This window comes from Scytonema sp. PCC 10023, from assembly GCF_963920835.1.
Lineage (GTDB): Bacteria > Cyanobacteriota > Cyanobacteriia > Cyanobacteriales > Nostocaceae > Kalymmatonema.
Map to the genome: position 1 here is coordinate 276,463 of NZ_CAWUDP010000001.1, position 17,913 is coordinate 294,375.

The window sequence follows — 17,913 nt, forward strand, 5'->3', positions numbered from 1 at the left end:
ATTTTAATAAAATTTTTATAATTTATGTGTATCTTTATTTGCTATGATAATTCAAGTAGAGAAAAACCTCAGTAAGTCTTTTAAGGTTCACTACAAGACCATAAAGTTTTTTATCCTTGAATTTGAGTACTAGCAACGTAACTCAAGGACTATAAATTCTACAATCAATATATAAACGTTCAATAGAAATAGCGATTAGCCAATGCTAATTCTTGAGCGAGTAGCACTAGCAGCGTTTTTAGTCTTGACAATGTAAGTTGCGAATATATTGACCCGAATGCCTATCAGAGCCAAAATTCGAGATTTATCGTAAAATTTGATACCGATAATAAGCGTAAGTGTCAAATAGCGCCCCGACAAAACTGCAAGTTAAAGAGATAACAAATAGTCCGCCAACAGGAGTGCCACTGCCAAATATGGCAAGAAACTCCATAATCAGAGTTGTGATTACCTCAGTGACGCCTTGTAAACCAGGAATATAGCCGACAAGCGATAGGACGAGCAACGTAATGCCGAATAAAAACATGGGAGCGACGAAACTGAAAATAATCGATAATACAAGCGAGCGGAGAAAGTTCGTCATAACGGTCATGTAGAGTAGGCTCCGTAAGTTTATTAGGCAGACCATAGTTGCCTGCCTAGTCGTCACTTTCTACAATAAAGGCGATCGCTCTGTCTCAGGCGTTATTTCAAAAATCTTAAGTTTTCATTAAAATATATACACAATCTTTCCAAGATATGTTGCGAAATCCAAAAAGGGATTAACAGGACGTAAGCCTTGAAAAATCAATGTTTACAGATGTAGTTGCAGCTATTGTTTCAACGGCAGCCCTGTTCACAAAAGCTTTAGTTTCTGAGATTGCCTTTAAACAAAGTTAATCTTAATTCCAAAAGTGTAACCGACAGCGACGCCAAGACCCTAGAAATGCTATCACGCTCAAAATAACTCCTGACTCATGACTTAAACTACCGCTTCGTAATTCGCTATGATGACGGCAGTTATAGAGTTAGCTTGTCAACATTGAGTGAGACGATATCCAAATCTAGTTTAGGAGCATGGAGTCAGCGATTGCTGGCAGCTATTTTCTTGGGTGGACAAGTCATGATTCACCTACTTAAGGGAAAAATCCATCGGCGTAATACCTTAGAGCAAATGGCAGCAGTTGGACCGGACTCCTTGTTTATTGCCTTGTTAACGGCTGTTTTCGTTGGGGCAGTATTTACCATTCAGGTGGCGCGGGAATTTATTAACTTTGGCGCGGGAAACGTCGTCGGTGGAGTGCTGGCGATCGCCTTGACACGCGAACTTTCCCCCGTTTTGACAGCAGTGATTTTGGCGGGGCGAGTTGGTTCGGCATTTGCAGCGGAAATCGGTACGATGCAAGTCACCGAACAAATTGACGCCCTTTTGATGTTAAAAACTGATCCAATTGATTATTTGGTTATCCCGCGCGTACTTGCTTGCGGCTTAATGTTACCAATCTTAACGCTTTTGTCTCTGGTAACAGGTATGTTAGGGGGATTAATTATTGCAACAAACATATACAATCTCTCCGAGACATCGTTTATAGACTCAGCCCGTAACTTTCTCGGCGGTTGGGATATTGTCAGCGCCATGATTAAGGCGTGTTGCTTTGGAATTTTAATAGCTGTAATTGGGTGCAGCTGGGGTTTGACGACAAAAGGAGGAGCAAAAGGAGTGGGACAGTCTACCACAACAGCTGTTGTCACTGCCTTGTTGATTATCTTTGTGAGCAACTTTTTTCTTTCTTGGCTGATGTTCCAAGGAACTGGTGGTGGATTTATGCCAGGGTTCTAGACCAATAGCGATTAGGGATTAGGGATTGGGGATAACGGTTTGATTGATAGTTGCTGGCTCCTAGTCCCTAGTCTATACCCGTAACTCCTAAAATAGAAATAATGTTTACTAACCAAGCAGGAGTTTCTCGTTTTGACGACTTCATATACGTCCAAGGCATCAACCACCGTCGAACTCAAGCCTAGTTACAACATACCTTTGGTATTAGTGATTGCCGCAATTCCAATGCTTGTGGTGCAACCTTGGGTAGCAGGCGCGATCGCCCTGTTTGGCTTGTTTCTCATGTTTCAAGCGGTTACACTGCGTCTGTTATTTACTCCCACCGACTTGGATATTTACAGAGGTGAAAAATTAATTCGGCGCTTTCCCTACCAGGAATGGCAAAATTGGCGCATATTCTGGAATTCGATTCCCATTCTGTTTTATTTTAAAGAAGTTAAAAGTATTCACTTTTTGCCGATTTTATTTAACCCTAACACTCTCAAAACTTGCTTAGAAGAACGCTGTCCGCGTATTTAATGCTTCACCATGACTCAGTACTGTGTACCCTATAAAGTGATGACTGGACATGACTTCAGTTGTGCTCACTCATCACTTAAGGCTATCTCAGACTTAATTCAGACTTAATATAGATTGCTGAAAGCTATTTATTCGTGTCATAGGAATTACACTATTGTTTATGAACCCCGAGGAATCTCAAACACCACAAACAACTGATGAGTCGTTGATGCAAAAAGAACAACCAAAAGTTGAGCAACCAGAAAATTCATCTGTTGAGTCAGTGGTGGAAAGAGCAGCGCCAAACTCCACAGTTGATAGACAAAATGTCCAACCAACTTCTGCTGTGTCCAATTTAAATCCAGAAGAACAAAGTCTTACAAATGAATTAACACAGCAGTCAACTGCTGAAGTGGTGACGCTCTTACAAGAGGAAACTACCGCGCAGGGGTCAGAAGTAGAATCAATATATAATCGCCAAGAAGAAGCCGCGCAACGAGTCGCGCAGTTACAAAGCCAAAAACAAGCGCTAAAAGAAGAAATAGCTAACCTGCAACTATCCTACAAAACTGTTCAGGCGCAATTGGGTGACACTCAAATGGCGTTGGCACAACTGGTGCAAGAAACGCTCTCAGGGCTTGAACAACGCAAAGCGGCGCTGCAAATTTCTGTAGAACAGCTAGAACGCCGTCAAGAACGGATTCGCAACGAAATGCGAACCACTTTTGCAGGGACTTCTCAAGACTTAGCGATTCGGGTACAGGGTTTTAAGGATTATCTCACGGGCAGTTTACAAGATTTGGCAGCCGCAGCAGAACAGTTGCAACTGGTACCAAAACAGAAACCGGAACCAGAAAAGCTAGAGATCAAACAGGTTAAGCCAGCCGAAGAGCAGCTAGGAACACCACAATTTGCTCAACAGCAGTTCCAGGATACGACAAAACAAGTTCGTCGTCTCATCGACCAGTATCGCACGAAACCAGATTATTACGGTCCACCGTGGCAACTGCGCCGCACCTTTGAACCAGTGCATGCAGAACGAGTCTCCAACTGGTTTTTTAGCCAAGGAGGACGAGGTGCTTTACGGACGACAGGCAGTAGGTTGCAGAATATTCTCATTGCCTCAGCAGTGATTTCGATATTACACAAGTTGTATGGCGATCGCCTCCGGAGTTTGGTGTTAGCGAATACGCCAGAACGTTTAGGTGAATGGCGGCGTGGCTTGCAGGACTGCTTGGGAATAGGTCGTCCAGACTTTGGACCAGACAGAGGTGTAGTATTATTTGAAACACCTGAAGCTTTGGCACAAAAAGCAGACCGACTGGTAAAAGCCAATCAACTCCCTCTGATTTTGATTGACGATTCTGAAGAGCAAATTAGTTTGGGACTGTTGCAATTTCCCTTATGGTTAGCTTTTGCTCCTGACCCGAAAATGATGAGAAGTTATGATGATGACTACTAAGTCGTCGTTAGTCCTGAGTCACAAAAGACCAAAAACAGAAAACTCATAACTCATAACTCTGAAATATGGCTATTTGGTTAAGTTTGTGCGGAGCGGTTTTGGTTGTGGCTTATCTAGTGGGTTCTACACCCACTGGCTACACAGTAGCTAAGCTATTGAAAGGCATTGATATTCGCTCAGTTGGTTCTGGCTCAACAGGAGCAACCAATGTGCTCAGAACCTTAGGCACAGGACCAGGGGCATTTGTTTTAGTGATAGATTGCTTGAAAGGAGTATTGGCGATCGCCCTGGTTGACTGGTTTTTCCACTTTGCTCGCAGTCAAAATTTGATTCCTCCAGAGATAAATACCGAGTTATGGCAACCTTTGATGGTCACTTTCGCCGGACTATTCGCCATACTTGGACACAGTAAGTCAATCTTTTTAGGCTTCACTGGTGGGAAATCTGTGGCGACCAGTTTGGGTATTTTGTTGGCGATGAATTGGCAGGTCGGTTTGGCTACGTTTGGCGTATTTGCCGTTATGCTGGCAATATCGCGGATTGTCTCTTTGAGTTCGATTGCTGGTGCCGTTACCGTTTCTATTTTCATGCTACTCCTGCATCAACCGTTACCTTACATCTTGTTTGGTGTTGTTGCAGGCTTGTATGTGATTTGGCGACACAGTAGTAATGTTGGGCGTATACTTGCAGGGACTGAGCCAAAATTAGGGCAGAAGTTACAGGTGGAACAGCAAGAAACTGTAAACTCAGCCTCTTAGAATTCAATACGGTTCAGTTAAGGTTATGTGTAAAAAATCACGTATTTAGAGACGCGCCATCCGAGAGTTCTACATTGTGTTCCTAATAAAACGTGAGTTCGACGAACCTCTCCCACCCAACCTCCCTCTCCTACAAGGAGAGGGAGGAGCAACGTAAAAATCAGAGTTTTAAGCCTCTCCCCTTGTAGGGGAGAGGTTTGGAGAGGGGTTAAATCAGGATACATCGAACTCACGTTAATAAGGGTTTTGGTCTTATCTGAACCGTATTGTCTTAGAATTAGGTTTCGTTCAGCTTCACCACGTTAGTCGCCTGAACGAGAGGAACAGTTTCTTGCGTAGGCGACTACGTAATGTTTTTCTAAAATAATAGAAAAATTTTTACTCAGGGCTCAGGACTTCCTTAGAACTCAGCACTCGGTATCACTTGCTCGCCAATCCATTTTAGATAGGGTTGAGAACCAGCAACAATAGGTACAGCAATAATTTCCGGTACTTGATACGAGTGCAGTTCACAAATTTTTGCTGACAAAATAGGAAATTTGCTCAAGTCTGTTTTAATCAGCAGTTGCCATTCCTGCTCCTTGTGTATTTGTCCTTGCCAAGTATAAATGGAATGGATTGGCAACAGACTAACACACGCAGCAAGTTTAGCCTCTACTAGAGCATTTGCGATCGCTTGTGCCTCCTGCTCTGAAGAAGCTGTTACAAATACTACACCGTAGCCTGTTGATTCAGCCATGACCAAAACTTTTTCGCTCCTCATAATTAAACACTAGACGACAAAGAGTAAACCTGACCATCAATCAACAGTCGAGTGATTCCCTTTGCCTGTAGATGATAACGAGCCTTGTGCAGCATTTTACTATCGGGAATTTTAATCACGCGATCGCGCTTGGTTGAGAAGCGCTTTGCCACTCGATGGTTATCAAATACTGGGAGCGTTCTTTGCTGGGTTTCTAAGTTAGGAATTTGCCCCAAGTCGCCAAAGTCCCGCAGTGGACGAGTAATTAATTCCGAGGAGCGGTCTATTACCAAATAGCAAGTTTTGGGCAAACTAGCTGCTGACAGTGGCAAAACTCGAACTAATGACTCTCCCGACCTTGGTCTTGTGACAAAAGGTCGGGCTGGTTCAAAGTCCTCTTCGTCTGAGTATTCCTCTTCGTCATCGTCTAAATCATCTTCCAAATCCTCTAAATCATCTGACTCATCCAATAAGTCTTCGCCAAACATTTCTGCGATGACGTTAGCTTCTGGACGTCTATCTTCTAAAAGGGGACTGGGAATGCTTGTGATTTCTGGAGGTTTCTCTGGCGGTTTCTCTGGCGGTTTTTGTTCTAAAAGTTCCAATTGCTCAGCAACTGGTTGCTCAACTCGCTCAATTCGTCTTGGTATTGGTTTTGTTGTTGGCGCGGTGGTGCGCCGCTTCACTCGCCTGATAGCAGGAGTTGGTTCATCAACTTCTATAGGCTGCGGCTCCTGTGCCACTACTGGCTCCTCCTGCGGCAGCTGAACCTCAACTACACTCGGCTCAGGAACAGGAACTGCTGGTTGTTGTCTCTGGTCTTCCTGTGGCTCGCTGCTAAACACAGGCAGGTTTTCATAGTCCACCTGTGCCCTTCCTTCAGGAGTTCTTGCGGCACGCTTTAAAGAGACGAGGTATTCATACTCATCTTCTGGCAAAGTGCTTTTGAGTAAGCGGCTAATCGTCGAGTTACTCACGTCATAGCGCTCTGCCAAAGTTGAGGTCGTTTCGGCAGTTTCGCGATATAATTTCAGGATTTCGTGTTTATCTGATTCTGTTAGTTTTCTCACGGTAGACACCACAAATTTCTAAGCTCGTTTTCTTCCACTGGCACGTCGTGAACGGTTTCATGATGCGTCGTATTCCAGGACAGCGCCCATGCCAAATAAAACTCAACTCCATACCCAAAATTCCTCTAATATCTCCCCAGTTTGATAGTTGGGAATCCAATTTGTGGCGTTTTTAAACCACATATCTGCAATCTTAAGCGAAAATGCTGTTGTTGCAATCATTCGCCCAGACAAAGGCATTCTTTGATGCCAAAAGGCTAACATTGAGGTAGTCGCGATCATTAACAGCCGCAGATCACTGACGATAGAAAAGCAATTCAAAATTGGAGCAATACTTTCTACCCTGGTTGGCGTCTGATCCTGAACTGTTGCTTGTGGTTGCTCAGATAACCATGCCAACGCACTACCAAAAGCTCCTATTGCCAACACAATGATCCACTGCCATTTTTCTAAATTTCGTTCCCTAGAAGCCACTGCCAAAATCATGCCTATGCCCAGCAACAAATAAGTTATCACAAAAAACACATCGCCAAGGGAAACGATAAGTTCTTCTTTCAAGAGTATTTCCGTATAACCGAAAAATATCCCTCGAATGAAATAACAAAGCATACCGATGTCGATTGCTAGCCAAACATCCCGAACACTAACAATTTGTCTACTGCACCAATTTCTCAAGCATAAGACATCGGCACTCAGATCAGCTATGGTTTCAAAAATATATCTACCAGTAACGTAGCAATCACCACGCCTTTCTATGCTATCTGAGCCTGGCATTCTAGCACTAAACAAAGAAAAGTACAATAGTACTAGGGTACTCAAGCCTAGGTTAGCTAAGACAATACTCTGAGTGGAAAACATAAATTTGGGACGGTGTGACCTGTTGTAAACGCTACTCATAGAACTTTACTGTATAAATGCACTCTAACAGTTTTTTGACTGATTGACTGTTTAAGAAACAGCCGTACTCAAAGCTAACAAGTCAAATTAATATAAACGCAATAGATCATCCAACATGATGAAAAACTGCTAGAGCGCTAATGCCACAGTTTACTTAACGGAGATTGATTTAGCCAACTGATGAAAAGCGTTCGTTCTCATAAAGGCATATTTTGTAAGTTATTAAGCACTTGACAGCTAACCACTTGACAGGAAAAGTTGGTATTGCCAAAATACGCTTGATATATGGAATCTTGGTACCTGCTGAGCCAGTGCGTGTGTGCTAGATGGTAGATATTTCAATATTTTGCCGTTTCACAATCAACATGACACTGGCAATAACTCCTCACCCAGCCATTCTTTACACGGAAAATATTCAAAGTAGGTACGCAGGTTGCTCGCGCTTGCGCTTGGCGTCCGCTTTCTTTGCGTTTGCCTTAGCAAACCCATTGACATAACAGTATAACTAAGCTATACCCCATTTTCTTGTTTTCGGTGTACATTTACTAACTCTTGCGACGACTTGGATCTTAGCTTTACCAATGTGAAATCTGCAATAAATTTGAATTGCCTTTTGCTCATGTTTACAGATATAATATGATAGCTGACTGTACAGTCAGCCAGTATATTCGTTTGGGCGCGTAGCTCAGTGGATAGAGCCACGGATTTCTAATCCGTTGGTCGCAGGTTCGAATCCTGCCGCGCCCGTTATAACTAAATACGAACCCTTAAGCCTACTAAAATGGTACGATGATTCAGCCAAGTAGAGGGTTCATACTAAATATTGCTACACCATACAAAAAATAAGGCAGACATTGCTGCTACCAAAGCAATAGCAGACCTAACTGCAAAAGGTTACTCGGTTTTTACACCTGTTGTCTGTGAGCATTTGGCATTTGATTTGATTGCATACAAGAACGGGAAATGTTATAGGGTGCAGGCTAAGTACGCTGCCCATAATACAGTAAAAAATAAAACGAGTTGGGCAGATAAAAACGGATGCCATGAGAAAAAGTACCAAGCAGATGACTTTGATTTCTATGCTGTTTACTTGCCAGATATAGATCAAGTCATTTATCCAGCAATTAAATTTGGCGGTTGCGGTATCAGAACAACACCGCCGAAATCGCCTAATCCTTTTTACTGGTGGGAAGATTTTACAAACTTTACAGAAGAAGCGACTAAGCGAACTTACAAAGAGTTTGGAGTTGATTTAACCACTAGGAAGGTGAACGTAGATTCTAGAATTCACACGAGAAAAGTTGAAAGACCTACTAAAGAAGAATTACAAAAACTGGTGTGGGAAAAACCAACTGCACAAATAGCTAACGACTTTGGAGTATCCGACAAGGCTATTGAAAAATGGTGTAAGGCTTATGGGATTGAAAAGCCACCCAGAGGATACTGGGTTAAAAAAGCTTATGCAAAACTATCAAAATAGAAGTGGTAGATGGTAGACCAAAAGAAAAATTCCACCTACCACTTACTCGCAAATCATTTAGGAGTGCGATATTTCTTGCTCTATTCTTGCGAATCTCTTCATGCTCCTGAACCAGCAGTGGTAATGACTAATTTATCTGGATGAATTAACTCCTGAATTACCTGCTGGACTTGAGGCAAAGTCACAGCTTGAATGCGCTTGGGAAATTCTCGAATCTCCGCTTGAGAAAGACCGTAGACGGCATTTTCCAAAACTATGCTTGCCACACTACCAGGATTAGCTAATTCCACAGGGTAACTATTAGTTATTGAGCGTTTCGCCGTGTTCAATTCCGCTTCGGTGATTCCTTGCTCTCGCAACTGCTTGAGTAAAGCTAAAGCGCTGGTAATAGCCTTCTGAGCATCACTTGGTGCAGTCTGCATTTGAATCAAGAATGGACCGGGATTGATACCTGCAGCAAAGGCACTGTAGATACCGTAGGTTAGACCTTGGCGATCGCGCACCTCAGTACCCAAACGGCTAGACAAAGTATCGCCGCCCAAAATTTGATTCAGTACCTCTGCAGCGTAGAAACGAGGGTCTTTCCGGGAAATACCATTGTAACCAATGTAGGTCACAGCCTCCGCCTTTCCGGGAATGACTGCACTTAAGCGTTTCATAGTTTGCGGTAAAGACACGGTCGGTAAGTTGAGAGCCGGTGGCTTACCTTGAGCTTGCCATTTGTCGAAAGCTTGATTGAATAGCGCTTTGACTTGATTTGGGTCAAAGTCACCAACCAAGGCGATCATCGTCGTATCTGGTCGGTAGTGTTCTTGGTAAAAGCGAAGCACATCATCACGAGTCACGCTTTTTAAGCTTTCTTCTGTGGGAAAGCTATGAAACGGATGATTTTCAGGATAAATTGCTTGCTGGAATACGCGCCGTCCCAGTCCGCGAGGGTCATCGAGCTGTACTTTCAGACTTATCAACGCCCGCTGACGGCTGAGTTCTAGCTGGTTTTCTGGGAAGGTAGCATTTTGCACCACATCTGCCAGGGTTTGAATTAATATCGGCAAATTAGCAGACAGCCCATTGCCACCAATACTAACTCCTTCGCGACTCGCATTGAATCCCAAGCTGACTCCCCGATCCTCCAACGTTTTTGCTAAAGTTAGAGCGTTTTTTCTCTGAGTTCCATTCATTAAATTGGTAGCAACAAGACTTGATAATCCAGCTTGGGAAATTGTGTCATATTCGCTACCTGCGTCAATTTGTCCGCTCAGGTTAACGGTGGGGACGCTGTGGTCAGCCAGAAGGAAAACGCGCAACCCATTTTTAAGAGTGAATTGCTCTGGTAGCGGTTGAGTCGTCGAAGCGGTGGCTGATGTTGCAGGGGGAAGGTATTTGGCAAGTTCTGCCGGATCTACAGGCTTACCGGGGCTAAAGTTTTCTACGGTGCGACCAGAACCACCACTGGAAGTTCCAGGCTTACCATCTGGTTGAGTCGGTTCAAAAAAGCCGATAGTTTGTTTAGCAGGATTGAGGTAAGTTTTCGCCACTCGTTGCACATCTGCTGCTGAGACTTTAGCGATCGCCTCCAGATATCGCTCAATATAGCGATAATCTCCAGCGACAGTTTGGTTATACCCCAGCTGCGTTGCTTGAGAGGTGATGTCCTGGTTACTAAGTACAAAGGAAGCTTGCAGTTGCGTCTTTGCTCGATTCAATTCTGCTTCAGTGACTTGTTGCTGTTGCAATTGAGCCAAAGACTGTTGCAGCACAGAGGCAATTTTCCCAAGCTGTTGACCCGGAGCAGCCGTAGCATTAATTTCGTACCAACCTGGTTCGATGAGTTCTGCGGGACTTGCACTCACTGAACTAGCCAAGCCAGATTCTACCAAAGCTTGGTAAAGCTGCGAGCTACGCCCGCCCGTGAGAATGGCATCCATAACATCAATTGCAGGTACGTCCGGATGATTAAGATCTGGTAGAGGATAAACAACTTGCAATAGTGCACCGCTTCCTGGCTCTTTCAGGACAATAGGTGATTTTTTACCTGCCGAGGAGGATGAGGGGGATGAGGGAGATGAGGGGGATGAGGAGGAAACTCCTAATTTTGAATTTTGAATTTTGTAGACGCCCCCTGGGCGGCTTCCCGCAGGGTATTTTGAATTGATTGCTCCCCCTGCTCTCGATGCCCGTTTCGCCAGCTTCCCGAAAGTTTGTTGGACATTTTTCAGCACGGGTTCAGTCGCAAAATCTCCCGTAATCACCAGGGTGGCATTGTCAGGGCTGTAGTAGGTCTTGTAATAGTCCCGTACCTGCTGCACGGTGAATTTCTCCACATCGGCTTTTGTGCCTCCGACAGGTAAGCCATAAGCTCGGTTGGGGAAAGCTGATCGCATAACTGCTCGGTTAAGGCGATATCCTGGAGAATTTTCGTATCCCTGTAACTCTGAGATAACTACGCGCTTCTCACTTGTCAGTTGTTCGGCTCCAATTAAAGCGCCTTCCATGCGATCGGCTTCTAAGGCGAGCAGTGCTTGCAATTTGTCGCGCTGCACTGTGCCAAAATAAGCTGTTTCGTCATAGCTAGTAAAAGCATTGAATTGACTGCCCAATGCACTAAAGAGCCGACCAAACTGCACCGGACGGTCAGTGGTTCCCTTGAACATCAAATGCTCTAGCTGATGGGAGATGCCATTCTCCCCCGCTTTCTCGTTGCGCGAACCAACTCGATACCATACCTGCACGCTCACCACTGGTGCAGTATGAACTTCCTTGGTTAGTACTGTTAAGCCATTTTCCAATACCGTTTTACGCACCCCTTGAGTCAGGGACACACTGGATACAGGTGTGACTGCATCTGGTGTTGCAGCATTGCAGAAATTGCTTACTGATAGCACTGCACTTAAAACTAAGCTGAGGAAAAAGCCCGCCACAATCAATGGACGCAGCTTTAAGAAAAAAGGCATGGTAGGTTACACAATAAATAAAGGGTGTCAACAAATATATGCTACAAAAATGCTCTCTTGCTATTTACCAAACAAGAGAGCATGAGGTGTGGTGATAAAAGGAAATTTAATATTTGCTTAAAGTTAGCCTAACAAGGCAATGTTACGGCTTAGTGACAAAGAATTGTCACTTTCATGACTGAATGACTCCCATCAAGAGTGCAAGATTACCTATTTCTTCCTTCGTGTTCTAAACTTTAAATTACTGAATGAGCGATCGCACTCCTTGGACTCCTCTCCATGCAAAAATACACCGCACTATCCGCTCACGTCAGCTCTTTGAGCGTAACCAACGGCTCTTAGTCGCCGTCTCTGGCGGACAAGATTCTCTGTGTTTGGTCAAATTACTGTTAGATTTGCAACCGAAATGGGGATGGCAACTAGGTGTTGCCCACTGTGACCATCGCTGGCGTCCTGACTCCCAGGCAAATGCCAGTCATGTAAAAAATTTAGCGCAAAATTGGGGTGTTTCGTTTTATTTACAAACCGCTCACGAACCTTTAAAAAGCGAAGCTGCTGCACGCGACTGGCGGTATCAAGCTTTGAGTGCGATCGCCCGCGAAAACCAATTTCATTGTATTGTTACAGGTCACACAGCAAGCGATCGCGCTGAAACCTTGCTTTACAACTTAATTCGTGGTTCGGGTGCTGATGGCTTGCAATCATTAACGTGGCAACGTCTGCTAAACGACGACATCGTGCTTATACGTCCCTTGTTAGAAATGACTCGTAGGCAAACAGGGGAATTTTGCCAAGACTTTCAACTACCTGTTTGGGAAGATTCGACAAATCAAGATTTGAAATTCGCTCGTAACCGGATTCGTCGAGACATAATACCATATTTGCAAGAAAATTTCAACCCTCAAGTTGAATCAGCCCTTGCCCAAACTGCGGAAATTCTGCAAGCAGAAGTGGAATATTTAGAACAAGCAGCTTATCAGTTACGGGAAGAGGCGATGGGTGGAAAATGGAGGGATGAGGGAGATGAGGGAGATGAGGGGGATGAGGGGGATGAGGGGGATGAGGGGGATGAGGGAGATGAGGGAGATGAGGGAGATGAGGGAGGAATTGCCTACACCTCACACCCAATAAGGCTAAACCGTCGCGTATTGCGCAAAGCACCACTGGCGCTACAACGTCGCGTCATGCGTCAGCTATTACAAGAAATACTTCACGCTTCTAGTTTCGAGCAAATTGAAAAACTGACAGCATTAATTACAGCACCAAACCGTTCGCAGACTGATCCATTTCCTGGTGGTGCGATCGCCCGCGTTGAAGGTGATTGGATCTACGTAAATTTGAAGAAGGAAGAATAGACTTCTTAGCTCGACTTTATCCAATTAAGCAGCGTAAATCTTGTTATTTGGCAAAAGCTATAGCTTTGTGGCAAAAACTTTTTCCTACATCACTAATTTTGCCGAGATTAAAAAAGACAAAGTCTAGGCTCAATAAACGTGAGTTCGACAAACCTCTCCCACCCAACCTCCCTCTCCTACAAGGAGAGGGAGGAGCTACGTAAAAATGGGATTTTTAAGCCTCTCCCCTACAAGGGGAGAGGTTTGGAGAGGGGTCAAATCAGGATACATCGAACTCACGTTCAATAAGGGTTTTAGCGTGAAGGGGACTGGCGACAGTTATCAGTTATCAGTGACCAGTTATCAGTTACCAGTTATCAGTTTTCAGCGTAGTTTCGAGTTTTTGGTCACTGTTCACTGTTCACTGGTCACTGGTCACTGTTCCCAATCACGAGACAGGGAGCGCCGATTCCTCAAGAGCCTTACGGCGCGTGAAAGCGGGGTCTCCACAGGCTCACTTGATGACAGATAATTCTTTTATGATATTAAAAAATCTTAATATTTTCGCAGAAAAATTCGATCCGCCTTACGGCGGAAAAGAGTAAAAAAGAACAAGTGTAAAGGGCTAAAGGACTAGAGTATAAAGGGCTACTGAATAATCCTCCCGAACGCGCAGACAACACGAAAACCAACATTGTTGCGGAAGACGTCGCGCACCGCCCTATAGTTGTAGTAGCGAAACGCGGAACGGCAGTTCTCAGGATTGTCGTTCCAGGAACCGCCCCGCAGCACGGCATGTCCTTGTTTTTTGGAAATATTATCATTATCATCAAACCAAGGACTACCATCTGTTGGCGCTCCTTCATAGTTCTTGTGCCAATCATCAAGACACCATTCCCAAACATTCCCGTGCATATCGTATAACCCAAAGGCATTTGCTACACCAAAGCTGCCTACAGGTGTAGTTTGTCCTTGATAGATTCCTGTGACACCAGCACCGTAAATGTATTTAGCATTATAGTTAGCTAACTCCGATGTCATCGTCTCGCCAAAATGGAATGGAGTTGTTGTTCCAGCACGAGCTGCATATTCCCATTCCGCTTCAGTGGGGAGCCGATATTGTTTGCCTGTAAATTGGGAGAGGCGACCTTCTACGAAGCGGCTAAGCCGAACGCAAAACTCAACTGCATCGTACCAAGAAACTCGTTCTACTGGTCGGTTATCTTCTTTAAAATGCGATGGTTCTGGTTTTAGGTCGCGGTTAACTCGTGAAAGTGCAGCTACAGCTTTCCATTGTGCCTGGGTGACGGGATATTTACCCATAAAAAAGGGTTGAACCGTTACTTCATGTTGGGGTTTTTCAGTGTTACGTCCTTCTCCTTCGGGTGAACCCATCATGAAAGTTCCACCAGGGATAGCGACCATATCGAGCAGGACATCGTTGGGGAGGCTTTCGGTGAAGTATTGAGCTTGTTTTGGTTCTCTTTTGATTTCTTCGCCGCGACTGTTGACAGTGACGGTTTCAAACTCAAAGGACTTTAGCTCATCACTTCCTTGTCCCAAAGATTGAACATCTTTAAATGCTTCTCTAGAAGAAAAAGCAGCGATCGCATTTCTAACCAAATCTTCTCCCACTCGATCCTGATTTCTTTGGGCTGCAGCTAAAGCCGAATCCAATCTATTCAAAGGGTCTTGATTTGGTTCAATCCAACGCCAATAAGGACTTAATGAAGCTGTTATTCTAGCACTGCGACAGATTTGATCTGAACTCAATTCCTGGTCATAACCCCATTGAAGAAACAAGATTAAATTTGAGTTTTCTTGCAGAAGCAACTGCTGCCCCTTATTATTATCTCCATTGCCAAAAAGCTTGAGAACTTTATCACAGAAATTACCCTGATAGAAGTCCAAAACTTGAGGAGCAAGATAGTCAATTCCTCTTCCTTGCTGCAATTTACTTTCTGCATAAGTCCGAGCAGGTTCGGGTAAAGTTACTCTCCAATCAGATGCAGTAGGAGACTTTTCTGCCATAGAAAGCTTGAGCAATTCCATCAAAGCTTCCTCACCGCTACTACCCTCAACAACCTGAGCCAAATCAATACTCAACCCACTCGGAAAAAAAGACAATAAAGGAAATATATCTTTAGCTTCTATCGATAAGACCTCAAAAGAAAGCTCTAAAGTGATACGCAAACTCTTTTCTTTTCTTGCTTGAGGAGAATCAGAATCAAGAACTTTCAGTGGTTGAGTGACCAATTTTCTCCACAGCATCTTGAGAGGAAATTGTTTTTCTCTCATATAAGATGCTGCTAGTTTAATAGCTAAAGGATAACCATCAAGAAACTTTACTAAAAGATGAAAAACTTCAGCCAAATCATCATTTCCCCATTGTGCTTGTGATGGAGCATACTTTCTAAATATTTCTCTTGTTTCTGACGCTCCCATGCTGCAAACTTCTTCTTGATGGCAATAATCAATAATATCCCTTACTAGAGAATCGCGGGAAGTTAACAACAGTCTTAAATTAGGACACTGTTCTAAAAGCGAGTTCAAAAATTCAATGAGTTCATTGGATTCTTTCTCAATCAATCTATCCAAATCATCGAGAATCAAAAACACTCGATGATTCCTTAACTCTTTCTCTAAAGCAAAACTCCTTAATTCCAGACTCTGTTTAACTTTGGTAATCAGCGTTCCTACAGAATCAGTATCGCGTAAACTAATAAACCAAACTCCATTCTTATAGCGATCGCGCTCGTGTAACCACCGACCAATGGCATAAGCTAAGGCAGTTTTACCTATTCCTCCCATACCGTGGAGAGCAATACAACGTTTCTCCGATACCAGTACTTTAATTACCTGATGTATTTCTTGTCTGCGCCCGACAAAGTTTGGATCGTCACGGGGAATATTAGTCTTTGACCACTGGGGATAGATAACCTGGTGTGAATCGCCTGGTTCTATAATCAGCGATTGATTGTGCTCAGCTTGGGGTAGTAATCGAAATTTGAAGGCTTCATCGAAATTAACTCCTTGCTGAAAAGTCTCAGAGTTAAATAGTTTTCTTAATTGATCATCAAGTTTAACTGCATTACGACTCAATAAAAAACTATTAGCAATTGAATCTTGATTGAATAATGCCTGATAAAGTCGTCGAGAAAAACATCGGGCTGCAACATCTAGAATTTTATCTTCTGCGTTAACCGCAATTACATGAGACACTCTTGCTTTCACAAAAGCTTGAGCTAACTTTTCTGAATGACAGGCATTCAACAATGCTAGTTGACAAGGTGGTTGCTTCTGATTTGATAAGGCGATCGCCAGTTCTTCTTCAGTAAAAGAACGAGTCATTCCCACTTCATCTTCTAACACCAAGGCTGTACTATCGCCATCTCTCATCCCATGACCAATAAAATGAATAATCAGTGGTTTTATACGATTAGATAACACATTTTTTAGAGTCTCTGAGGTGGCTACTTTCACCACTATTTCCACTGCTATGGGATGAGATATATCCTCTAATACTAAAGCAATGGCATCAATTTCTTTCTGGATTGATAAATTTTCTACTGGTGATAAGTCTTCATTAAGTAGAGGGGCTGAAAACAAGATCAGAATTTGATTACTGAAGCAATTATCTCGTTTAGTAACTTCTTCTATCCCTGGACTCAGGGGAACTTTTTTACCTACTTTTGAGACAACCATTCCTCTATCTCCTCATCAGTAGCCTTACTGATATCTAGGGGAGGACGTTTTGGGTGTTCTAACTTACCTTTTGGTTCTATTCCTTTTGAGCGGAGTTCTCGCCGCCAATTATTGATCGCCTTAGCAACTTTGATACTGTAATCTATTAATTGGGCTGTTGCTGCTACCCCTGAAATGACTGTAGCGACAAAAACTATATCATCTGCACCTACCACCCGACTTGGTGACTTTTGCACCTTAATTGAATTCATCTCTAGCGATGTTTCTAAAGACTCTATTTCCTGAGTGGGAAGTTGCGATGAAATCACTATGGTAACTAGAGGAACTTCACTCATTTACACCTCCCAAAAGTTTTAGTTTTTTTATCATATCAATAGTTGCAGTTCTTCGACTTTCGCTTCTAGCTCACTCACTCTTTGACATAGTGGCACATCCTCGGTACAACCCAAATACTGAGCTAATGCAGCTACAATCACCTCTGACTTAGAAAATTTTGCATTCGCGGAAAACTACCCACGTTCCTTGTCTGCTCTCGGTAAACCCCTTTTGTGCCTGAACCATAGGTGTATTGACCGTCATAGTTTGCCAAATCCGTTGTGATCGTCTCTCCACAATAAAAGGGAGTTGTTGTCCCGGCACGACAAGCATATTCCCATTCCGCTTCACTCGGCAAACGGTATTGGCTGCCCGTCTTTCGAGCTAGGCGATCGCAAAATTCCACTGCCTCATACCACGAGACTTGTTCAACTGGGCGACGATCACCTTTCAAGAGTGAGGGATCAGGGTTAAGATCCTGATTCACTTTTGGCAGGGCAGCAACTACCCTCCACTGTGCCTGCGTCACTGCAAATGTCCCCATAAAGAAGGGTTGAACAGTGACGCGATGCTACGGGCTTTCAGATTCCTGTCGCCCTAGTTCGCTTGTTGGAGAACCCATCAAGAATACTCCACCAGGAATTGCTACCATCTCCAGCGTCACTCCATTGCCCAGATCTTCAGCAAAATAGTCTGCCTGTCCTCGCTGATAGCTAATGTTGAGTGTGGTAACGGTTTCTGTTTTCTTACCAAGAAGACCTGGTTTCTTGATCGTTTTGCTGCCGATGTTAACTGTAGGAACCTGAAATTCAAATCTCTTTAGTGGAGGTCTTCGTTTCGCTTCCTCCTGCTTCCGCTGTTCCTCTAGTTGTTGAATAA

12 protein-coding genes, 1 tRNA gene and 2 pseudogenes are annotated in these 17,913 nt (G+C 43.7%); 7 read left to right on the top strand and 8 right to left on the bottom strand.

Translation table 11 applies throughout. The features are described 5' to 3' along the window. Positions 1-304: 304 nt before the first annotated feature. Positions 305-592, bottom strand: coding sequence for a hypothetical protein (locus ACM0OZ_RS01355; RefSeq protein WP_414581052.1), 288 nt, complete (start codon positions 590-592; stop codon positions 305-307). Positions 593-1,021: 429 nt separating this feature from the next. On the opposite strand from ACM0OZ_RS01355, the gene ACM0OZ_RS01360 reads away from it, so the two are divergent. The 4 genes from ACM0OZ_RS01360 (at position 1,022) to plsY (ending at position 4,537) form a co-directional block, all read left to right on the top strand. After that, positions 1,022-1,819, top strand: a complete 798-nt coding sequence (locus tag ACM0OZ_RS01360; protein WP_414581007.1) for an MlaE family lipid ABC transporter permease subunit — start codon at positions 1,022-1,024, stop codon at positions 1,817-1,819. Positions 1,820-1,951: 132 nt separating this feature from the next. Next, positions 1,952-2,338: a DUF3119 family protein gene (locus tag ACM0OZ_RS01365; RefSeq protein WP_414581009.1), complete on the top strand. Its 387-nt coding sequence runs from the start codon at positions 1,952-1,954 to the stop codon at positions 2,336-2,338. Between the two features lie 160 nt (positions 2,339-2,498). Continuing rightward, complete coding sequence (locus ACM0OZ_RS01370; RefSeq protein ID WP_414581011.1) at positions 2,499-3,779, top strand: DUF3086 domain-containing protein; 1,281 nt, start codon at positions 2,499-2,501, stop codon at positions 3,777-3,779. A gap of 65 nt (positions 3,780-3,844) precedes the next feature. Then, on the top strand, positions 3,845-4,537 hold the full coding sequence (gene plsY / locus ACM0OZ_RS01375; RefSeq protein WP_414581013.1) for a glycerol-3-phosphate 1-O-acyltransferase PlsY: 693 nt from the start codon (positions 3,845-3,847) through the stop codon (positions 4,535-4,537). Between the two features lie 400 nt (positions 4,538-4,937). Here plsY and cutA read toward each other — a convergent pair whose 3' ends face one another. The 3 genes and pseudogenes from cutA to ACM0OZ_RS01390 all read right to left on the bottom strand — a co-directional run bounded on the left by cutA (position 4,938) and on the right by ACM0OZ_RS01390 (position 7,246). Continuing rightward, a complete protein-coding gene (gene cutA / locus ACM0OZ_RS01380; protein ID WP_414581054.1) occupies positions 4,938-5,276 on the bottom strand; it encodes a divalent-cation tolerance protein CutA in 339 nt (112 codons plus the stop codon). Positions 5,277-5,302: 26 nt separating this feature from the next. Then, positions 5,303-6,349 (bottom strand): transposase, encoded by a 1,047-nt coding sequence (locus tag ACM0OZ_RS01385; protein WP_414581015.1) that lies wholly within the window; start codon positions 6,347-6,349, stop codon positions 5,303-5,305. 57 nt (positions 6,350-6,406) lie between these two features. Then, a pseudogene (locus ACM0OZ_RS01390) lies at positions 6,407-7,246 on the bottom strand (hypothetical protein). Between the two features lie 674 nt (positions 7,247-7,920). On the opposite strand from ACM0OZ_RS01390, the gene ACM0OZ_RS01395 reads away from it, so the two are divergent. Both ACM0OZ_RS01395 and ACM0OZ_RS01400 read left to right on the top strand, forming a co-directional pair. Further along, positions 7,921-7,993 (top strand) — tRNA-Arg (locus tag ACM0OZ_RS01395). A 76-nt stretch (positions 7,994-8,069) separates the two neighbouring features. Further along, positions 8,070-8,726 (top strand): group I intron-associated PD-(D/E)XK endonuclease, encoded by a 657-nt coding sequence (locus ACM0OZ_RS01400; protein ID WP_414581017.1) that lies wholly within the window; start codon positions 8,070-8,072, stop codon positions 8,724-8,726. Between the two features lie 98 nt (positions 8,727-8,824). Here the strand turns inward: ACM0OZ_RS01400 and ACM0OZ_RS01405 are convergent, their stop codons facing one another. Beyond that, the gene (locus ACM0OZ_RS01405; protein WP_414581019.1) at positions 8,825-11,680 is read right to left on the bottom strand and encodes a M16 family metallopeptidase; all 2,856 of its coding nucleotides are present in this window, start codon (positions 11,678-11,680) and stop codon (positions 8,825-8,827) included. A 248-nt stretch (positions 11,681-11,928) separates the two neighbouring features. Here ACM0OZ_RS01405 and tilS point away from each other — a divergent pair, with 248 nt between their 5' ends. Then, complete coding sequence (gene tilS / locus ACM0OZ_RS01410; RefSeq protein WP_414581021.1) at positions 11,929-13,035, top strand: tRNA lysidine(34) synthetase TilS; 1,107 nt, start codon at positions 11,929-11,931, stop codon at positions 13,033-13,035. Between the two features lie 627 nt (positions 13,036-13,662). Here tilS and ACM0OZ_RS01415 read toward each other — a convergent pair. The 3 genes and pseudogenes from ACM0OZ_RS01415 to ACM0OZ_RS01425 all read right to left on the bottom strand — a co-directional run. Continuing rightward, positions 13,663-16,719: an SUMF1/EgtB/PvdO family nonheme iron enzyme gene (locus ACM0OZ_RS01415; protein WP_414581023.1), complete on the bottom strand. Its 3,057-nt coding sequence runs from the start codon at positions 16,717-16,719 to the stop codon at positions 13,663-13,665. After that, positions 16,701-17,054 carry a hypothetical protein gene (locus ACM0OZ_RS01420; protein WP_414581024.1) on the bottom strand — a complete coding sequence of 118 codons (354 nt, stop codon included), beginning with the start codon at positions 17,052-17,054 and terminating at the stop codon, positions 16,701-16,703. Before ACM0OZ_RS01420 ends, ACM0OZ_RS01415 begins: the two co-directional genes overlap by 19 nt. Positions 17,055-17,221: 167 nt before the next feature. Further along, positions 17,222-17,725 (bottom strand): annotated as a pseudogene (locus ACM0OZ_RS01425) (formylglycine-generating enzyme family protein); the annotation flags it as partial. Positions 17,726-17,913 lie beyond the last annotated feature (188 nt).

What these genes read in the sequence shown, in the direction of transcription:
- cutA (WP_414581054.1), bottom strand. Translation starts at nt 5,276, where the DNA reads ATGGCTGAATCAACAGGCTACGGTGTAGTATTTGTAACAGCTTCTTCA.
- plsY (WP_414581013.1), top strand. Translation starts at nt 3,845, where the DNA reads ATGGCTATTTGGTTAAGTTTGTGCGGAGCGGTTTTGGTTGTGGCTTAT.
- ACM0OZ_RS01415 (WP_414581023.1), bottom strand. Translation starts at nt 16,719, where the DNA reads ATGGTTGTCTCAAAAGTAGGTAAAAAAGTTCCCCTGAGTCCAGGGATA.
- ACM0OZ_RS01420 (WP_414581024.1), bottom strand. Translation starts at nt 17,054, where the DNA reads ATGAGTGAAGTTCCTCTAGTTACCATAGTGATTTCATCGCAACTTCCC.
- ACM0OZ_RS01370 (WP_414581011.1), top strand. Translation starts at nt 2,499, where the DNA reads ATGAACCCCGAGGAATCTCAAACACCACAAACAACTGATGAGTCGTTG.
- ACM0OZ_RS01355 (WP_414581052.1), bottom strand. Translation starts at nt 592, where the DNA reads ATGACCGTTATGACGAACTTTCTCCGCTCGCTTGTATTATCGATTATT.
- tilS (WP_414581021.1), top strand. Translation starts at nt 11,929, where the DNA reads ATGAGCGATCGCACTCCTTGGACTCCTCTCCATGCAAAAATACACCGC.
- ACM0OZ_RS01405 (WP_414581019.1), bottom strand. Translation starts at nt 11,680, where the DNA reads ATGCCTTTTTTCTTAAAGCTGCGTCCATTGATTGTGGCGGGCTTTTTC.